At 60.0% G+C, this 18,088-nt stretch carries 18 protein-coding genes; 12 read left to right on the top strand and 6 right to left on the bottom strand.

The window, feature by feature from the left end; all coding sequences use genetic code 11:
• Positions 1 to 24 precede the first annotated feature (24 nt).
• The 4 genes from atpG to glmU all read left to right on the top strand — a co-directional run bounded on the left by atpG (position 25) and on the right by glmU (position 4,217).
• Entirely contained in the window at positions 25 to 891 is an 867-nt protein-coding gene (gene atpG / locus VF684_RS14485) for a F0F1 ATP synthase subunit gamma (protein ID WP_005339343.1), read from the top strand.
• Between the two features lie 33 nt (positions 892 to 924).
• The gene (gene atpD, locus VF684_RS14480; protein ID WP_005339344.1) at positions 925 to 2,313 is read left to right on the top strand and encodes a F0F1 ATP synthase subunit beta; all 1,389 of its coding nucleotides are present in this window, start codon (positions 925 to 927) and stop codon (positions 2,311 to 2,313) included.
• Between the two features lie 18 nt (positions 2,314 to 2,331).
• Positions 2,332 to 2,760, top strand: coding sequence for a F0F1 ATP synthase subunit epsilon (locus VF684_RS14475; protein ID WP_005339345.1), 429 nt, complete (start codon positions 2,332 to 2,334; stop codon positions 2,758 to 2,760).
• A gap of 95 nt (positions 2,761 to 2,855) precedes the next feature.
• The gene (gene glmU / locus VF684_RS14470) at positions 2,856 to 4,217 is read left to right on the top strand and encodes a bifunctional UDP-N-acetylglucosamine diphosphorylase/glucosamine-1-phosphate N-acetyltransferase GlmU (RefSeq protein ID WP_106844466.1); all 1,362 of its coding nucleotides are present in this window, start codon (positions 2,856 to 2,858) and stop codon (positions 4,215 to 4,217) included.
• Between the two features lie 52 nt (positions 4,218 to 4,269).
• Here glmU and creD read toward each other — a convergent pair whose 3' ends face one another.
• The 5 genes from creD to blrA form a co-directional block, all read right to left on the bottom strand.
• Positions 4,270 to 5,646: a cell envelope integrity protein CreD gene (creD, locus tag VF684_RS14465; RefSeq protein ID WP_139440397.1), complete on the bottom strand. Its 1,377-nt coding sequence runs from the start codon at positions 5,644 to 5,646 to the stop codon at positions 4,270 to 4,272.
• A gap of 117 nt (positions 5,647 to 5,763) precedes the next feature.
• The gene (locus tag VF684_RS14460) at positions 5,764 to 6,243 is read right to left on the bottom strand and encodes a DUF1566 domain-containing protein (RefSeq protein WP_440174318.1); all 480 of its coding nucleotides are present in this window, start codon (positions 6,241 to 6,243) and stop codon (positions 5,764 to 5,766) included.
• Positions 6,244 to 6,326: 83 nt separating this feature from the next.
• Positions 6,327 to 7,121 carry an OXA-12 family class D beta-lactamase gene (gene blaOXA, locus VF684_RS14455; protein WP_139440399.1) on the bottom strand — a complete coding sequence of 265 codons (795 nt, stop codon included), beginning with the start codon at positions 7,119 to 7,121 and terminating at the stop codon, positions 6,327 to 6,329.
• Positions 7,122 to 7,201: 80 nt separating this feature from the next.
• On the bottom strand, positions 7,202 to 8,623 hold the full coding sequence (gene blrB, locus VF684_RS14450) for a beta-lactam sensor histidine kinase BlrB (RefSeq protein ID WP_139440400.1): 1,422 nt from the start codon (positions 8,621 to 8,623) through the stop codon (positions 7,202 to 7,204).
• The gene (gene blrA, locus VF684_RS14445; RefSeq protein WP_013724228.1) at positions 8,620 to 9,294 is read right to left on the bottom strand and encodes a beta-lactam response regulator transcription factor BlrA; all 675 of its coding nucleotides are present in this window, start codon (positions 9,292 to 9,294) and stop codon (positions 8,620 to 8,622) included. Before blrA ends, blrB begins: the two co-directional genes overlap by 4 nt.
• Positions 9,295 to 9,416: 122 nt before the next feature.
• On the opposite strand from blrA, the gene VF684_RS14440 reads away from it, so the two are divergent.
• Both VF684_RS14440 and glmS read left to right on the top strand, forming a co-directional pair.
• Entirely contained in the window at positions 9,417 to 10,190 is a 774-nt protein-coding gene (locus VF684_RS14440; protein ID WP_005339356.1) for a DeoR/GlpR family DNA-binding transcription regulator, read from the top strand.
• Positions 10,191 to 10,246: 56 nt separating this feature from the next.
• Positions 10,247 to 12,079, top strand: coding sequence for a glutamine--fructose-6-phosphate transaminase (isomerizing) (glmS, locus tag VF684_RS14435; protein ID WP_139440401.1), 1,833 nt, complete (start codon positions 10,247 to 10,249; stop codon positions 12,077 to 12,079).
• A 59-nt stretch (positions 12,080 to 12,138) separates the two neighbouring features.
• Here glmS and VF684_RS14430 read toward each other — a convergent pair whose 3' ends face one another.
• Complete coding sequence (locus VF684_RS14430; protein WP_005357256.1) at positions 12,139 to 12,915, bottom strand: helix-turn-helix transcriptional regulator; 777 nt, start codon at positions 12,913 to 12,915, stop codon at positions 12,139 to 12,141.
• A 210-nt stretch (positions 12,916 to 13,125) separates the two neighbouring features.
• Here VF684_RS14430 and VF684_RS14425 point away from each other — a divergent pair, with 210 nt between their 5' ends.
• The 6 genes from VF684_RS14425 to VF684_RS14400 are packed head-to-tail and all read left to right on the top strand — an operon-like array spanning position 13,126 to position 17,953.
• On the top strand, positions 13,126 to 13,887 hold the full coding sequence (locus VF684_RS14425) for a DUF3450 domain-containing protein (RefSeq protein ID WP_162516110.1): 762 nt from the start codon (positions 13,126 to 13,128) through the stop codon (positions 13,885 to 13,887).
• On the top strand, positions 13,884 to 15,188 hold the full coding sequence (locus VF684_RS14420; protein WP_139440402.1) for a MotA/TolQ/ExbB proton channel family protein: 1,305 nt from the start codon (positions 13,884 to 13,886) through the stop codon (positions 15,186 to 15,188). The genes VF684_RS14425 and VF684_RS14420 overlap by 4 nt, the downstream gene beginning before the upstream one ends.
• Positions 15,185 to 15,715, top strand: a complete 531-nt coding sequence (locus tag VF684_RS14415; RefSeq protein WP_005339367.1) for a MotA/TolQ/ExbB proton channel family protein — start codon at positions 15,185 to 15,187, stop codon at positions 15,713 to 15,715. The genes VF684_RS14420 and VF684_RS14415 overlap by 4 nt, the downstream gene beginning before the upstream one ends.
• The gene (locus VF684_RS14410) at positions 15,712 to 16,113 is read left to right on the top strand and encodes an ExbD/TolR family protein (protein WP_005339369.1); all 402 of its coding nucleotides are present in this window, start codon (positions 15,712 to 15,714) and stop codon (positions 16,111 to 16,113) included. Before VF684_RS14415 ends, VF684_RS14410 begins: the two co-directional genes overlap by 4 nt.
• Complete coding sequence (locus VF684_RS14405) at positions 16,110 to 16,772, top strand: energy transducer TonB (RefSeq protein ID WP_139440403.1); 663 nt, start codon at positions 16,110 to 16,112, stop codon at positions 16,770 to 16,772. The genes VF684_RS14410 and VF684_RS14405 overlap by 4 nt, the downstream gene beginning before the upstream one ends.
• Before the next feature lie 2 nt (positions 16,773 to 16,774).
• On the top strand, positions 16,775 to 17,953 hold the full coding sequence (locus tag VF684_RS14400; protein ID WP_139440404.1) for a hypothetical protein: 1,179 nt from the start codon (positions 16,775 to 16,777) through the stop codon (positions 17,951 to 17,953).
• The last annotated feature ends 135 nt before the right edge of the window (positions 17,954 to 18,088 follow it).

Here is an 18,088-nt window from a genome sequence, read left to right as displayed (position 1 = left end):
CTGCCACTTGATGGAGAGTAAGAGATGGCCGGCGCAAAAGAGATACGTAACAAGATCGGGAGTGTGAAAAACACTCAGAAGATCACCGGCGCTATGGAAATGGTGGCAGCAAGCAAAATGCGCCGTGCGCAGGAACGCATGTCTGCCAGCCGTCCGTACGCTGAAACCATGCGCAAGGTGATCGGCCATATCGCTCAGGGGAACTTGGAATACAAGCACCCCTACCTCATCGAACGTGAGGTCAAGCGAGTGGGTTACATCGTCGTCTCCACCGACCGTGGCCTGTGTGGTGGTCTGAACATCAACCTGTTCAAGGCTGCCCTCAATGATATGAAGCAATGGAGCGCGAAAGGTGCCAAGGTTGACCTGGCACTGATCGGTAACAAGGCCTCCAACTTCTTTGAACGGCACGGCGCCAAGGTTAAAGCTCATGTCGCAGGACTGGGCGATAGTCCGAGCGTCAATGACCTGATTGGTTCAGTCAAGGTCATGCTGAAGGCTTACGACAACGGTGAGATTGACAAGCTGTATCTGGTGTACAACAAGTTCGTCAACACCATGGTGCAGCAACCACGGGTCGATCAACTGCTGCCTTTGCCCGTAACTGAAGACAGCAAGCTCGCCAAGAAACACCACTGGGATTACCTCTATGAGCCGGATCCCAAGAAGCTGCTGGATACCCTGCTGGTTCGCTATGTCGAATCTCAGGTTTACCAGGGTGTAGTGGAAAACTTGGCAAGTGAACAGGCAGCCCGAATGGTTGCCATGCAAGCCGCGACTGACAACGCCGGTAACCTGATTAACGATCTGCAACTGGTATACAACAAGGCCCGTCAGGCCAGTATTACCCAGGAGCTGACAGAGATCGTATCCGGTGCTGCTGCGGTGTAAGGCAAGGGTTATCAAAGGTTTAGAGGATTTGACATGAGTAACGGTTTCATCGTCCAAATCATCGGCGCTGTGGTGGACATCGAGTTCCCGCAGAATGCCGTGCCCCAGGTGTACGATGCACTGAAGGTCGTTAGCGAAGGTCAAGGCCAGGGTCTGGTGCTGGAAGTTCAGCAACAGATCGGTGGCGGCGTCGTTCGTTGCATCACCATGGGCTCCTCCGACGGTCTGCGTCGTGGGTTGGAAGTAGTGAATAGCGGTAAATCCATCCAGGTTCCGGTCGGTACTGCGACTCTGGGTCGGATCATGAACGTACTGGGCGAGCCAATCGACGAAAAAGGTCCGATCGGTGAAGAAGAGTGCTGGTCTATCCACCGCGCAGCCCCCAGCTACGAAGATCAGTCCAACAGCAACGATCTGCTGGAGACCGGCATCAAGGTTATCGACCTGGTATGCCCGTTCGCCAAGGGTGGTAAGGTTGGTCTGTTCGGTGGTGCCGGTGTAGGCAAAACCGTAAACATGATGGAGCTGATCCGTAACATCGCGATCGAACACAGTGGTTACTCTGTGTTTGCCGGTGTAGGTGAGCGTACCCGTGAGGGTAACGACTTCTACCACGAGATGATGGAGTCCAACGTACTGGACAAAGTATCTCTGGTTTACGGTCAGATGAACGAGCCGCCCGGAAACCGTCTGCGCGTTGCGCTGACCGGCCTGACCATGGCCGAGAAGTTCCGTGACGAGGGTCGTGACGTGCTGTTCTTCGTGGACAACATCTACCGTTACACCCTGGCCGGTACCGAAGTATCCGCACTGCTGGGCCGTATGCCTTCCGCAGTAGGTTACCAGCCGACCCTGGCCGAGGAGATGGGGGTTCTGCAAGAACGTATCACCTCCACCAAGACCGGTTCCATCACCTCCGTACAGGCCGTTTACGTGCCTGCGGATGACTTGACTGACCCGTCTCCGGCGACCACCTTCGCCCACCTGGATGCGACTGTCGTACTGTCCCGTCAAATCGCGGCACTGGGTATCTACCCGGCCGTTGACCCGCTGGACTCTACCTCTCGTCAGCTGGATCCGCTGGTTGTTGGCAAAGAGCACTACGAGACTGCTCGTGGCGTTCAAACCGTACTGCAGCGCTACAAAGAGCTGAAGGACATCATCGCCATCCTGGGTATGGATGAACTGTCAGAAGAAGACAAACTGACCGTAGCCCGTGCCCGTAAGATCGAGCGTTTCCTGTCCCAGCCGTTCTTCGTAGCAGAAGTGTTTACCGGTTCTCCGGGTAAATACGTGCCGCTGAAAGAGACCATTCGTGGTTTCCAGGGCATCCTGAAAGGCGAGTATGACGATCTGCCCGAGCAGGCGTTCTACATGGTTGGCGGTATCGACGAAGTCGTCGAGAAATCCAAAAAACTGTAAGCCTCGACAGGAGGGCCCATGGCAGAGATGATCTCCTTTCACCTGGACGTGGTGAGCGCCGAAGGAAAACTGTTTTCCGGTCGCGTGCAATCCGCTCAGGTATCAGGCTCCGAAGGTGAGTTGGGTCTCCGCCACGGTCATGCTCCGTTGCTGACTGCCATCAAGCCGGGCCTGGTCCGCTTGGTGAAGCAGAACGGAACTGAAGAGGTGCTGTACATCTCCGGCGGTATGCTGGAAGTACAACCTGAATCCGTGACCGTGCTGGCGGACACCGCGATTCGTGCTGACGACTTGGATGAGGCGAAAGCCCAGGAAGCCAAGCGCGCAGCAGAAGAGCGGATCCACAGCTCCCATGGTGATATCGACTACGCCCAGGCCGCCACCGAGCTGGCCAAGGCGATGGCTCAACTGCGAGTTATCGATATCGTCAAAAAGAATTACCGCTAATAACGGTGATGTAAAAAGCGACCTTCGGGTCGCTTTTTTTTTACCCGTTGGATAGACTCCGCCGAGTATTTCCACACAAGTTCAAGGTCGAAGTCATGTCTCTCAACGTCGTGATCCTGGCGGCGGGTAAAGGTACCCGCATGCGTTCCGCTCTGCCCAAGGTACTGCACCCGGTAGCCAATAAACCCATGGTCTCCCATGTGATCGATACTGCCCGTCAGGTCGGCGCCGAGCAGCTGCATCTGGTCTATGGTCACGGTGCCGAGCTGCTGAAAGAGCGGATCGTGGCGGCCGGTGTGAACTGGGTGCTGCAAGCCCAGCAGTTGGGGACAGGTCACGCCGTCGCCCAGGCCATCCCGTTCTGGAAGGATGAAGACGATGTGCTGGTGCTCTACGGCGATACCCCGCTGATCCAGCCAGAGACCCTGCAGCGACTGCTGGCTGCCAAGGCTGAAAACGGGATGGCACTGCTGACCGTGGTACTGGACAATCCTACCGGCTATGGCCGTATCGTCCGTGAAAATGGTCAGGTAGTCGGTATCGTCGAGCAGAAGGATGCCAATGCCGAACAGCTGGCGATCCGTGAGGTGAATACCGGCGTGCTGGTGGCCAATGGGGGCCAGTTGCGTCAATGGTTGTCTCGTCTCGACAACAAGAATGCCCAGGGTGAGTTCTATCTGACGGATGTGATCGCCATGGCGCACGGCGATGGCTGCCCGATCGCAGCGGTCCATCCGGAGCGTGCCGCCGAGGTGGAAGGGGCCAACAACCGGGTGCAGCTGGCTGCCCTTGAGCGCAGCTACCAGCAGATGCAGGCCGAGAAGCTGATGATCGCCGGTGCTACCCTGATCGACCCGGCCCGCTTCGATCTGCGCGGAACCCTCGAGATCGGTGAAGAGGTGGTGATCGATGTCAACGTCATCATCGAAGGCAAGGTAACCCTCGGCAACCACGTACGTATCGGTGCCGGTGCCGTGCTGAAGGATTGTGTCATTGGTGATCACACCGAGGTGAAGCCTTACTCCATCGTCGAAGGGGCTCAGGTGGCGGATCAGTGCTCGGTCGGCCCGTTTGCCCGTCTGCGCCCGGGTGCCGTGCTGGAGCAGGATGCCCACGTCGGCAACTTCGTCGAGATGAAGAAGGCTCGTCTGGGGGTTGGTTCCAAGTGTGGCCATCTCACCTATCTGGGGGATGCCGAGGTGGGTGCCAAAGTGAATATCGGTGCCGGTACCATCACCTGCAATTACGACGGCGTGAACAAGTTCCAGACCATCATCGAGGATGATGTGTTCGTCGGTTCCGATACCCAGCTGGTAGCGCCGGTGCGTATCGGCAAGGGTGCTACCCTGGGGGCAGGTTCCACCATCACCAAGGATGTGGCCGAGAATGAGCTGGTGATCACCCGGGTGCCCCAGCGCCACATCAAGAACTGGGCTCGTCCGGTCAAGAAGAAGTGATGCCCGATCAATAAAATAGAACCGGCGCCATCAGGCGCCGGTTTTTTTTGGCTTATGACTGATGGTTGGTGTCACTGGTCGATGACTGGGGGGCCGCCCATGTGGTCGCGGGGGCGCTATAGTCCATCACCTGATACCAGTCGAGCTTGCGGGTCAGCATCATGATCAGTGCCAGAGTGGCGAACAAGAGCAGGGCGCCGAGCAGCAGGGCGATCTCTTCGGCCTGCAGCAGGCTGTAGAGGATGGCATAGACCAGCCCGAGCAGCGCCGCGAAGCCGATCCCCTGCTTCGGGCCACCCAGCACATGACTGAGGTAGAAACCGTTGAGCAGTACGCTGGCCAGTGCGGCCACCAGATAGGCCCAGCCAAAGCCGAGGTGCTCGGTCAGCGCCAGCAGTACCAGGTAGAAGATAGCCAGCCCCATGCCCACCAGCGCGTACTGGATCGGGTGGACCCTCAGCCCCTTGAGCAGCTCGAACATGAAGAAGCTGATAAAGGTGAGGCCGATAAACAGCAGGGCATATTTGGCCGCCCGTTCGTTGAGCTGATAGTGATCCACCGGCTGCACCAGACTGACGCTGAAGGTGGAGAGATTGCTATCGCCCCCGTTCATCATCCGGTTGAAGCGGGTCTCCATGTCGCTGGCGAACCAACTGGTTTGCCAGTTGGCCTCAAACCCTTGTGGGCTCAGGGTGCGACTACCCGGCAGAAAGTCACCGATAAAGTTGGGATGGGGCCAGTTGCCCGCCAGCTGCAGGGTGCTCTCCTTGCCCAGCGGCACTATGTCGAGGGCGTTCATCCCCTGTAGATTGAGCTCCAGATGGAAGGTGCCATCCTGCTGCGGCAGGCTGTCGATCGGGGCATGGATACCCGCGAGCGCATCACCGAGGCGGGCGCCGGGGGCAAACGGGATCCGCTGTGTGCCGAGTTGCAGTTCGGGGACGCTGTTGATGCCGCGGGCATCGGAGAGCAACAGGCTCAGGTAGGGTTTGCCCGCCACCAGCTCGGCGGTTTCACCGAGCGGTGAGGTCGCGTCATTCAGCAAACTCTGCCGGGTGGGCAGGCGGCCGGATAGGGTGAGGCGGGTCTGGTAGACCTGCGCCTGATAGATGCCCAGCTTGCGCGGGGTCACCTCCATGTTGGCCCTGATATCCAGTTGCTCCGGCAGCAGGTAGCGGTAGATCTGCTCCTGACGGACGAAGCGCTTGCCCTCCTGCTCGACCGTCACCGAACGGGTATAGGGCTGTACGATAATGGGCCCCATCAGTCGCTGCGGGCCGCTGCTGCTGGCCATGATGCTGTGAATGGCCTGACTGCGGTAAGCCTGACGCTCCAGGTTGAGCTCCATGATGGATTGCACCGGCACCATCAACAGCAGGCTGAGCAACAGCAGCAGAAAGATCTTGTGGGTGAATATCTGTTTGACCATGACACGTCTCCTTGTTGGATGGAGCGAGTCTGTCAGTCCGGCGTGAAGTGGTGATGGGCTTGTGTGAAGTGGCGGTGAACTGTTGAAAAACGGCGCCATCAGGCGCCGTGGGATTGTTCAGGGGCGGGAGCGCACCAGTCGGGCGGCTTGTGCAAAACGATCGGTGTGGCCGTCGATCAGCCCGTGCATAAAGTCGATGTAGTAGACCAGTTCAGGCATCTCCTCAATGGCGCTGGAGGTCCAGTAGGGGGCTGCATTTTCCCCGTTGTCATGGATATCGGAGAAGAAACGCGGGTCTGTCATCGGCGTCCGGCAATCTTCGTCGAGCAGGGTGAAGAGCTCCTCGATGGTGGGGAGTCGCCACCCCTCGCCAAGGCGGGCAGCTTCATCTTTGGCTTCAAGCAGCGTCAGCAGGGCCGGTGTGCCCACGCACCCTTTCCCCTCCTGCCACTGGCTGCCGAGGCTGCACGCCTGCCATTCGAGGTGGTTTAGCCGATCATGGATGACTTCTCCCTGCCGCGTCAGGCGGTCGGAGAGATCACAGGCAGCCAGCGCCATGCTGGCCGGAAGCCAGAGCAGCAATAGAAATAATTTCATGTTTGTCTCGTTTACGAATGGCGGTCAGCCCGTCGCTGGTGGGCTGACCGTGGTTATCGGGGTTTATCTGGGGGGAAGCGAGATCATTGCTTTTTAAGTTGTGCAGGCAGGGCGGCCAGCACCTCTTCTTTCGCCTTGAGGGAGGCGAACTGCTTGCCGGGCTTTTGCACCACGGTATGGACGAAGATCAGCTGTTTGCCCGGTTTGCTGGCCCAGCCGACGAACCAGCCGATCTGCTGATCGCGGTTGAGGCTGCCATCCAGCTTCTTCGGGTAGCCCATGCCGGTTTTGCCGTGGATCTGCCAGCCGTCGATCTCGCTCACCTTGAGGATATTGGCGGTGTACTGCAGGGTCTGCGCCGAGACAGGAAGCTTGCCGCTCAGCATCTTGCCGAGGAAGCGGGCCTGCTCCTCCGGACTGATGGCGAGGCTGGAGCTGAGCCAGGCCTGGGTCAGGCCGTCATGCTTGCCCGGATTGCCTGAGAGATCCCGATTGCCGTAGTCGAAGCGGTCGACATATTGCTGGAAGCGCTCCATCCCCAGCCATTCGGTGAGCTGCTGGGAGAACCAGACCACCGAGTAGGTTTCCCAGCGGCGCGGGGTAGTGGTTTCGCGCCAGGCGGGCAGCCAGCCATCATAGCTCGGTTTGTAAGGCAGTGCCGGATGCTCTTCATCCACCAGATAGCCGCTGTCGTAACCCATCAGCGCCAGCGGGATCTTGAAGGTGGACGCGGGCGGTAGCTGGCTGGAGCAGTCCCCTTCGCTGGAGAGGGTCTGGCCGTTGCCGTCAGCATAGAGAAAGCAGCCGCTGGCGGCGGAGGCAGGCAGGGCTGCGAGCAGACTGGCAGCCAGCAGGCTGGAGAGAAGCAGGCGGGACATAGCATTTCCTTGAGCAAATGGATGAGAGAAAGCGGCAGTCTAATGCCGCTTTGTGTGGGGAATGTGAAGTTGCGGGGGGACTAGGTGAATGGCAGCCAGAGTTCCGCCAACGCGCCTCCCTTTGGCCGGTTGCTCAGGGTCAGACGACCGCCATGCTGGTGGGCCACCTCATGGGCGAAGCTGAGCCCCAGACCGCTGCTCTTGCCCTTGTCCGGGCGCGGCAGGGAGTAGAAGCGCTCGAAGATGCGCGGCAGGGCGTAGTCGGGAATGCCGGGGCCGCTGTCGGTGACCCGAAAACAGTAGCCCTCCTCCTGCTGGCTGCCGCTCAGGGTGACCTGCCCGTTGGCGGGAGAGAAGTCGATGGCGTTATCCAACAGGTTGCCGATGGCCTGCTCCACCAGCAGCGGATCCCACTTCTGTTTCGGCGCGCTGGCCAGCTCGGCTACCAGCACCACCTGACGGCGCAGGGCGATGATCTGGCGGGCGTCGAGGGTGCGCTTGCCCAGTTTTGCCGGTTCCACCGACTGGCGATCCAGCCCCTGCCCCGACTCCAGCCGCGCCAGTTGCAGCATTCGCTCGATCAGCTGCTGCATGCGCGCGGTTTCCAGATTGATGTTGCCGATAAACCGTTTGGCAACTTCGGGGGGCGGCGTTTCGGCCAAAATTTCCCCTGCCCCGCGAATGGCGGCCAGCGGGCTCTTCAGCTCGTGGGTCAGGCTGTGCACATAGGCTTCGATGTAGCTTTTGCCATCGAGCTGGTGGCGCATGGTCTCCAGTGAGCGGCCGAGCCGATCCAGCTCGACGGTGTGCAGCCGTGGCAGCGGTGCCGCCTCCCCCTTGCTGACCGAGTCGGCATAGTGCACCAGCTTGCCGATGGCGCGGTTGAGCCACCACACCAGCAGGCTGCCGATCAGCAGCGAGATGAGCAGCATCTGGCCGCCGGCCCGCAGCAGCTCCTGTTCCCCGCGCTCGATGGCGGGCATCAGGGTGCGATTGGGTTTGGCGACGGTGAGGGAGCCGATGATCTCGGCCCCTTCCCGCAGCGGCGCCGCCACATACATGGTCGAGCTGGCGGCATCGTCGGGATCGGTGCGGGTGCTGCGGGCGCCATATTGGCCGCGCAGGGTGCGGTAGACATCGTTCCAGCGGGAATAATCCTTGCCCAGATCCGTGCCGTCGGAGTCGTAAATCACCATACCCTTCTGGTCAGTGACATAGATGCGGTATTCCGCCTGCTGCTTGAGGTGGCCGTCGATCATCGCATTGATGGGATTCTGGTTGAGGCGGGCGAAGGCGCTGGCCAACCGCCCGTTCATCATATTGCCCTCTTTCAGATCATCGAGCGCGAGCGGTGCCAGCAGCTGGGTCATGTCTACCAGAGTATCCTCGGTGGCGCTGCGCACCCCGGGTTTGATCTCCTCGACGAAGATTTCCAGCACGAACCAGGCGGCCAGCGCGAAGATCAGCAGCAGGCCGCACAGCAGTTGCAGTCCGAGCCTCATGCCAGCTCCAGGCTGTAGCCCAGCCCGCGATGGGTGAGGATCAGGTTGGCTTCTGGATCATGTTCGCGCAGCTTGGCGCGGATGGTCTTGATGTGGGTATCGACGGTGCGATCCAGACTCTCCTCCGCATCCTGCCACACCAGATCCATCAGCTGCTGGCGGGAGTAGACCCGCCCCGGCGCCAGCATCAGGGTCTTGAGCAGCAGATATTCGTAGCGGGTGAGGGCCAGCGGCTGGCCGCGAAAGTGAATGCGGGCCCGCTCCTCATCCAGTACCAGCAGGGCGCTGGGCTGGGGGGCGACGGGCTGGCTGCGGCGCAGGATGACCCGCACCCGGGCACACACTTCCCGTGGCGAGAAGGGTTTGGCCACATAGTCGTCGGCACCGATCTCCAGCCCGATCAGCCGGTCTATCTCCTCGCTGCGGGCGGTGAGGAACATCAGGGGAATATCGGTCAGCGCCCTCACCTGCTTGCAGAGTTCGAAGCCGCTGATGTCGGGCAGCCCCACATCGAGGATCAGGAAGTCGGGTCGCGTCTGTTCCAGTCGTGTCAGCAACTGTTGGCCCAGCATGAACCACTCCACCTCGAACCCGTCGGTCTGCAGGGCGTAAATCAGGGTGTCGGCGATGCTGGCCTCATCCTCCACCAGCCAGATGACTCTCTTTTGCATGGCATCCTCGTCGCAAATTGGCACCCCATTCTGGCATCGAACCAAATCGGATCCTATTTGCTGTTTTATTTTTCCGAAAAAGGGGCTAATATTTCGATGTTCTTTCGAATCGAAACTTAAAAATGACCAAACGTAATACTCAACAACGCCGCCACACCATAGTGACCCTGGTACAAGAGCAGGGTGAAGTGAGTGTCGACGCCCTCGCCAAACACTTTTCTACCTCCGAAGTGACCATCCGTAAAGATCTGGCCGTGTTGGAGACCGGTGGTCTGCTGCTGCGCCGTTACGGTGGCGCTGTCCCTTTGCCGAGCGAGATGGTGGTCGAGGCCAATCCTGAACAAGTTTCGAACCGAAAGTTGGCGATTGCCCGTGCGGCGGCCGAGCGGCTGCGTGATCACAACCGCGTCATCATCGACAGTGGCAGCACCACCAGCGCCATGATCCCCATGCTGGGCAACAAGCGCGGCCTCATCGTGATGACCAACTCCCTCAATGTGGCCGGTGCCCTGCGCGAGCTGGAAAATGAGCCTACCCTGCTGATGACCGGTGGCACTTGGGACCCTCACTCCGAATCCTTCCAGGGGCAGGTGGCGGAACAGGTGTTGCGATCCTACGACTTCGACCAGCTATTTATCGGTGCCGACGGTATCGACCCGGAGCGTGGCACCACCACCTTCAACGAGCTGGTGGGGTTGTCGCGCGTCATGGCCGAGGTGTCGCGGGAGGTTATTGTCATGGTCGAATCGGAAAAGATCGGCCGCAAGATCCCCAATCTCGAACTTCCCTGGTCGAGCATCCATACCCTGGTGACCGACGAGGGGCTGGCCAGCGAGGCCAGAGAACAGATTCAAGCCCAGGGGGTGACGCTTATCTGCGCCCCGGTCACTTGCTGACATCGAGCTCTGAACCATCCAACTGACTTTACGATTTGCATCTCAAGGAGAAGTGTATGTGTGGCATCGTCGGGGCTGTTGCCCAACGTGATGTGGCTGAAATTCTGGTAGAGGGCCTGCGCCGTCTGGAGTACCGCGGTTATGACTCAGCCGGTGTGGCCGTGTTCAGCGCCAACCAGCCGTTGCAGCGGGTTCGCCGTCTGGGCAAGGTGGCCGAGCTGGCCAAGGCGCTCGACGAGCAGTCCGTCCACGGCGGTACCGGCATCGCCCATACCCGCTGGGCCACTCACGGCGAGCCCTCCGAACGCAACGCCCACCCCCACGTTTCCGAGCATATCGTGGTGGTGCACAACGGCATCATCGAGAACCACGAAGAACTGCGGGAAGAGTTGAAGGCGCTGGGTTATGTGTTCAGCTCAGACACCGATACCGAGGTGATTGCCCATCTGGTCCATCATGAGCTGAAGAGCGCTGGCAGCCTGTTGGCCGCCATGCAGACTGCGGTGAAGCAGCTGCGCGGTGCCTACGGTACCGTGGTGATGGACAGCCGCGACGACAGCCGCGTGGTGGTGGCCCGCTCCGGTTCACCGCTGGTGATCGGCCGCGGTATCGGCGAGAACTTTATCGCCTCCGACCAGATGGCGCTGCTGCCGGTGACCCGTCGTTTCATCTTCCTGGAAGAGGGTGATGTGGCCGAAGTGACCCGCCGTGACGTGCATATCTTCGATAACAACGGCAACGCCGTGGTGCGCGAAGAGCAGGAGTCCGAACTCTCCCACGATGCCGGTGACAAGGGTGAATACCGTCACTACATGCTCAAAGAGATCCACGAGCAACCCAAAGCGATCACCAACACCCTGGAAGGGCGTCTGGGCAGCGATCACGTGGTGGTCGAATCGTTCGGCAACGGCGCTCGCTCCATCTTTGACAAGGTCGAGCACGTGCAGATCGTCGCCTGCGGCACCTCCTATCACTCCGGCATGGTGGCTCGCTACTGGTTCGAAGAGATCGCTGGCGTCTCCTGCGATGTGGAGATCGCCTCCGAGTTCCGCTATCGCAAATCGGTAGTGCGTCCCAACAGCCTGCTGGTGACCCTCTCCCAGAGTGGCGAGACCGCCGATACCCTGGCGGCGCTGCGTCTGGCCAAGGAATCCGGCTACATGAGCTCGCTGGCTATTTGCAACGTGCCGGGCTCCTCGCTGGTGCGTGAATCGGATCTGGCCTTTATGACCCGTGCCGGTGCCGAGATCGGCGTAGCCTCCACCAAGGCGTTCACCACCCAGCTGGCTGGCCTGTTGATGCTGGTGGCCTCGGTCGGTCACTGTCGTGGCCACCTGAGCGCCGCCGCCGAAGCCGAACTGGTCAAGGCGCTGCAAGCCCTGCCGCTGCGTATTAAAGAGAGTCTGGCGCTGGCCAAGGATATCGAAACCCTGGCCGAAGAGTTTGCCGACAAGCAGCATAGCCTGTTCCTCGGCCGTGGCAGCCAGTACCCCATCGCCATGGAGGGGGCGCTCAAGCTCAAAGAGATCTCCTACATCCACGCCGAAGCTTACGCCGCTGGCGAACTGAAGCACGGCCCGCTGGCGCTGATCGATGCCGAGATGCCCATCATTGTGGTGGCGCCGAACAACGATCTGCTGGAGAAGCTCAAGTCCAACGTGGAAGAGGTGCGCGCCCGTGGCGGTATCCTCTACGTGTTCGCCGATGCCGATACCGGCTTCAAGAGCGACGAGACCATGCGGGTCATGAACCTCAACCATGTGGAAGAGGTGATCGCCCCCATCGTCTATACCGTGCCGCTGCAGCTGCTCTCCTATCACGTTGCCCTGATCAAGGGCACCGACGTCGACCAGCCGCGCAACCTGGCAAAATCAGTGACCGTTGAGTAAGTCACTCTCTCAAATGAAAAAGAGCCGCAATTGCGGCTCTTTTTGTTTCGGCTGAGGGGTTACGACAGCCGCAGGTTGGTGATGGTGACCTCGTCGAGGGAGGGCACTATGATGCCGCTGGTGATCCCTTTGGCGATGGCCTGACTGCGATTCTTCGAGTCGGTCTTGTTGGTCACCTGGGTCAGGTGGAAGTTGACCGTCCGCTCACTGATGCCGAGGATGGTGGCGATCTCCCAGGAGGTCTTGCCCTCGCTGGCCCAGAACAGGCACTCCTTCTCCCGATCCGACAGTTCGGTCAGGTATTTCATCATATCCGGTCTGCTTTTGATCAGTTGCAGTGCGGAGTTGAAGATGTAGCTGGCGCAGAATGACAGCAGCGGAACATTTTCAAACATCAGATCGGAGTTGGATTTCTCCTTGGTGATGAATGAGAGGATGCCGTGCTCCCCCTGCGGGGTGTGCAGCGGAAAGGAGACGCCATTGCGTACCCCGAAATCAGCCGCCAGGTTCATCACATCGCGGCTGGCGCTGGGCAGCCAGGGCGAGTCGCAGTCGAGCTTGTTCCAGAAGATCGGCTGGGTCTGTTTCAGCCCCAGATAGACCACCGGATCCTGGGTCAGATACTGGTTTTCGCTGTAGGCGTCAAACCAGGTGGTCGGACAGTTGTTGAACAGTGCCACGTGGGATTTTTGCATGCTGATGGGGAAAATAATCAGCAGCCGAAAGTAATCAAAGCCCATTTGATGACTGAAGCGCTCCAGCAGTTGCTGGATATCGCTGGTTTTTGTTGCCTTGGTGAACTTGTCGATATGTTCCCAGATCGCATCGTTGAGCATTACTTTCTCCTTTTTCGATCTCTATCACACTGATCGAAAAGATTTTTTATCGTTATTTATATTTGTGCGGTGGCTATTGGCGCCACTTATTCCGTGCGTGCTTAAAAATTATCCTGTTTTTGTGCATAAAGGCCAAGAAAATCCTCTCGTTGCCAGTCCGCCCTGCATTTGAGATAATGATAATAGTTATCATTAGTAAGATGTATTTCAATGAACAAATTATGGGGTGTGGCCCTGCTGCCACTGTCAGTCCACTTTGCTGCCGTCGGGGATGAGCTGGTTGCTCCCGCCCTCAAGAACAGCATAGCTGCCGGGAAAGCCTCCCAGCAGCGGGTGGAAAAAGCCGCCGATGCCGCTGTTGCCGCACGACTGGAGCTGCAAAACGCCCAGCTGCAACTGCGTGACCTCGAAGCCTACAACCGTTACATGCAATCTCTGGTGGCCGATCAGCAAAATGAGCTGGGTAAATTGAGCCAGCAGCTGGAAGCGGTGCAAGAGACCCGTCAGGGCTTGATCCCGCTGATGTTGCAGATGCAGGCAGATCTGGAACAGCTGGTGCAAAACGACATCCCGCTGCGCAAGGAAGATCGGCTGGCGCGGGTTGAACAGTTGAAAGCGACCCTGGCCCGCGCAGACGTTAGCGAGGCAGAGAAATTCCGTCAGCTGCTGCAGGCCTATCAGATTGAAGCCGAGTACGGCAGCCGGATGGACAGCTATTCCGCCGAGCTGGAGCTGGATGGTGCTCCGCGTCGGGTCGATGTGCTGGCGCTGGGTCGGGTCTCCCTGCTGGCGATGACGGCCGATCGCAGTCAGGCATGGCGCTGGTCTGCCGAGGCGAAGCAGTGGCAAGCCCTCGACAGCCAGTGGCTCTCCCCTATCGCCGAGGCGATGGATGTGGCCGCCGACAAGAAAGTTCCCCAGTTGCTCAATGTCCCCCTCTCTGTCAGCCGCAGTCAGGAGGCCCAATCATGAGAGTCACCATGAAGTGGTTCCCCCTCCTTATTGCCCTCTCCTGCGGTGCCAATGCCGCTGTCGCTGATGAGTGGCAGCAGCAGGAACAGGCTCGTGAACAGCAGGCTCAGCAAGATCTGGCGACCGTTACCAAGGAGCTCGGCACTGCCCGCGCCAGACTGGCTGAGGCCCAGCGCCTGAGCAAGGAGCTGGCCGGCAAGTTCGCCAGCAACGAGAAGCAGCTGGTCGAGCTTAACGCCCAGTGGGAGCAAGCCTCCGGTGATATGAACGAGATCTTCGCGGTCACCCGTCAGGGCGCCAGCGATGCGGTCAAGCTGCTGAGCGAATCCGCCGTCGAGGGCCAGTACCCGGAACGTCTCGCCCCGCTGAAAGCCATGGCACAGGATAAACAGGTGCCGGATCGCGCCGCCCTCGCCCTGCTGCCCGCCACGCTGCTGCAGGAGATCCGCGAATCTGGCCGGATTGCTCAGTTCAACGGCAAGGTGCTCGATGCCCAGGGGGCTGCCAGCGAGCAGTCGCTGACCCGGGTTGGCAGTTTTGCCCTGCTGGGGAGCGAAGGCTTCCTGCAACCGACCGCCGAAGGCTTGAGCCCGGTACTGGGTCTGCCCGGTAGCGTGCTCTCTGCCGTTGCGGCTTATCAGGGTCAGGAAGGGGAAGCGCTGCCGCTGGATCCTTCTCATGGCACTCTGCTGGCGATGCTGGCACAGGCACCCACCTTCTGGCAGCAGGTACAGCAAGGTGGTCAGGTCGGCGCCATTATCGTGCTGCTGGCCGCTATCGGTCTGGGAATTGCTGCGGTACGGCTGTGGAGTCTCTCTCGTGAGCTGGGTCGGGTTCGTCGCCAGCTCAAGAGCGGCGAGTATCACGCTGATAACGCCCTTGGCCGGGTGCTGACGGTGGCAGACAAACACCCCGAGCTGAGCATGGAGACCCTCGAACTGCGTCTTGATGAGGCGATCCTGCAGGAGACTCCTCGTATGGAGCGCGGCATCGGAATGGTCAAGGTGATCGCGGCCATAGCCCCCATGTTGGGCCTGCTCGGTACCGTGACCGGGATGATCGGTACCTTCCAGGCCATCACCCAGTTTGGCACCGGCGATCCCAAGATCATGGCGGGTGGCATCTCCATGGCGCTGGTTACCACGGTACAGGGTCTGGTTGCGGCCATTCCGCTGATCCTGGCCCACAGCCTGCTGCAATCGCGCTTCACCGAGCTCTCCAATGTGCTGGAGCAGCAGGTAGCCGGCATTCTGGCCGAGCGCGCCGAGAGCAATAACGGCGGGATGGAGCGAGCAGCATGATGCTCGACATCTGGCAACAGCTGCAGAGTTTCATGGGCCGTGGCGGCCCTGTGCTCTGGGTCATTCTGGCCCTGCTGGTGCTGATGTGGATTTTGATGATCGAGCGGCTGCTCTACCTCAATCTGGGTTTTGGCCCCTTGCAGCAACAGCTGCTCGGCCGCTGGCAGGCCCGCAGCGAGCGCCACAGCTGGCACGCCCGGGCGATCCGCAGCCGCTGGCTGGCGCAGGCGGAGCTGGAACTGAACCGTCATCTGATCTTCATCCGCACCCTGGTGGTGCTCTGCCCCATGCTGGGGTTGCTGGGCACTGTGACCGGCATGATCGGCGTATTCGATGCGTTGGCCGCGGCCAACCGTTTTAACCCGGAGAGCATGGCTGGCGGGATCTCCCGCGCCACCATCCCCACCATGGCAGGCATGGTGGTGGCGCTCTCCGGCGTGTTGTTACTCAGTCGGCTCGAGAGTCAAGCCAAGCGTGCGCTGGCCAAGACCCGGGACGGCCTGCGAGAAGAGAAGGTAATGCAATGAGACGGCAATCCAAACGCCAGCGTGACGAAGTGCAGATCGACATGACCCCCATGCTGGATATCGTGTTCATCATGCTGATCTTCTTTATTGTCACCACCTCCTTCGTGCGCGAAGCCGGGCTCGAGGTGCACCGGCCCCAGGCCAGTCAGGCCAAGGCGCAGAAATCCTCCAGCATCATGCTGGCGATCGGGGCTCAGGGTCAGATCTTCCTCGACCGCAAGCAGATCGATGTGGAGCGGGTACAGGCCACCATCGCCCGTCTACTGGCGGAGCAACCTGATGCCAGCCTGGTGATCCAGGCCGACGAGAGGGTGCCCCACGGCAAGGTGGTGCGGGTGATGGATGAGGCCAAGGCGGCGGGTATCGCCAATATCGCCGTGGCGGTGGCGCCGAAATGAAATACAAGTTGATGAGCCTGGGGCTGGGGATCGCCCTCAGTCTGGGCATCCTGCTGTTTATGGCCACGCTGGTTGAACCGCCCCGGGGCGAGAAGGTGGCGAGCGAACAGAAGCCCATCGTCATCAATATGCAGAACGAGGTGACCGAGGTGCAGGTGCGTGAGCGTCCGGTACCGCAGGAGCCTGAACCTCTGCCAGAGCCTCCCGCGGCATTGGCCTCGACACCGCTGCCGATGCCCGCAGCTGCCCCGTTGTCGGCCGTTGAGCCGAGTCTGGATCTGGTTTCCAGCCTCAGCGCGGTGCAGGTCTATGCCCCCGGAGTGGCGACCAGTACCGCACCGGTATTGAGTGGCAACTATCACGGCCAGCAGCAGGGGGCGGGTATCGGTGCCGGTGACATGCTGATGCCGCTGCAACGGAGCGAGCCGGTCTACCCCTATCGTGCCCAGCAGTCAGGGATCGAAGGATTCGTCACCCTGCGCTTTAGCGTGAATGCTGAAGGTGGCGTGCAGGATGTGGAAGTGGTCGAGGCCAAGCCCAAGCGTCAGTTCGAGCGGGCGGCCATTCAGGCGATCAACAAGTGGCGCTATCAGCCGAGACCGGGCGCTACCGACAAGCTGGTGCAAGTCATCACGCTCAAATTCAAACTGGAGTCATAACTATGTTGCGGATCTGGATCTGTCTGCTTGCCCTGGTCGGCCAAGCCTGTCTGGCGATGGAGGTCAGCCCTCACTTCTCCCGTCAGCTTGAACCCGTGATGAAGCTCTATCAGTCCGGTCAGTGGCAACAAGCCCAGAGCAAGGCGTCCGGCCTCAAGCCAAATAGCGATGCCGAGCGTGCCTGGCTGGCGCAGCTGCAAGCCTCGCTGGCGGCCAACCTGCAACAGACCGCCCAGGCGAGCCGCTACGTCGAACAGGCCCTTGCCTATAAAGAGTGGCCCGAGCAGCAACAGCTCCAGCTGCTGCGACTGCGCGGCGATATTCAGGCCCAGCAATCCAACTGGTCTGGTGCCATCGCCAGCTACAAGGCGGCGCTGGCGCTGAAGCAAGACGATGCACTGCGCCTGCGTCTGGCTGGCCTCTATTACCACAACAAGCAGTACGGTGACGCCGCCAGTCAGAGCGAACAGTTGTTGAAGAAGGGTTGGCAGAAGCAGGCCGCCATTATTCGTCTCTCTGCTCTCACCGCTCAGCAACGTTATGGCATGGCTGCCGATCAGGCGGCCGAGTTGATCAGCCACGAACCCAAAGAGAGCAAATGGTGGCAGCAGGCGGTATCGCTCAACCTCTCCGCCAAACGTGGGGATCAGGCGTTGGCGCTGCTGCAAACAGCTATCGACAGAAAACTGATGGATGATGCGTCTGCCCGCAATCAGCTGATCCGCCTCTATGCCTGGCAAGGGCTGCCTTATCGTGGTGCCCGTCTGCTGGAAGCGGCCATGGCCAAGGGACAGATGAAGCAAAGTGCTGAAAACCACCAACTGCTGGCCCAATTGTGGGAAGGTGCCCGGGAGTGGTCACAAGCGGTCGATAGCTGGCAGTTGCTCGCCAACCAGCACGGTCAGCCCAAAGCCGCCATGCGCGCCGCCGAACTGCTGCTGCAACAGGGCAAGACGGATGCTGCCATGACCCAGCTCGCCGCCATCAAGTCGGTAAAAGGCGAGCAAGGCAATCGTGCCAAAGCGCTGCTGGTGCAGGCACACCTTAATAAGGAGCAGTATGCCCAGGCGCTGGAACTGGCCCGTGAGCTGCAGCAACAGGATAACTGGCAGCAGAAGGCAACCAGCTGGGTCAACTATATCCGGGCACAAAGCGAAGAGTTGAGCAAAAAAGCGGCGTAAAAGAGGTGCCAAGGGGCTGTTTTGGGGCGTTCAGTTCACTTTTTCAGCAAATGAATGCATTTTTGCAAAAAGCCCTTGTCATCCCGGCGCGGCTCCCTATAATGCGCCCCTACCAGCACGGCGGAACACGCCAAC

It is taken from the genome of Aeromonas sp. Lyrl_2, from assembly GCF_051948815.1.
Lineage (GTDB): Bacteria > Pseudomonadota > Gammaproteobacteria > Enterobacterales > Aeromonadaceae > Aeromonas > Aeromonas veronii.
The sequence above is the reverse complement of the archived record's forward strand: the minus strand, read 5'-3'. Positions and strand labels throughout refer to the sequence as shown.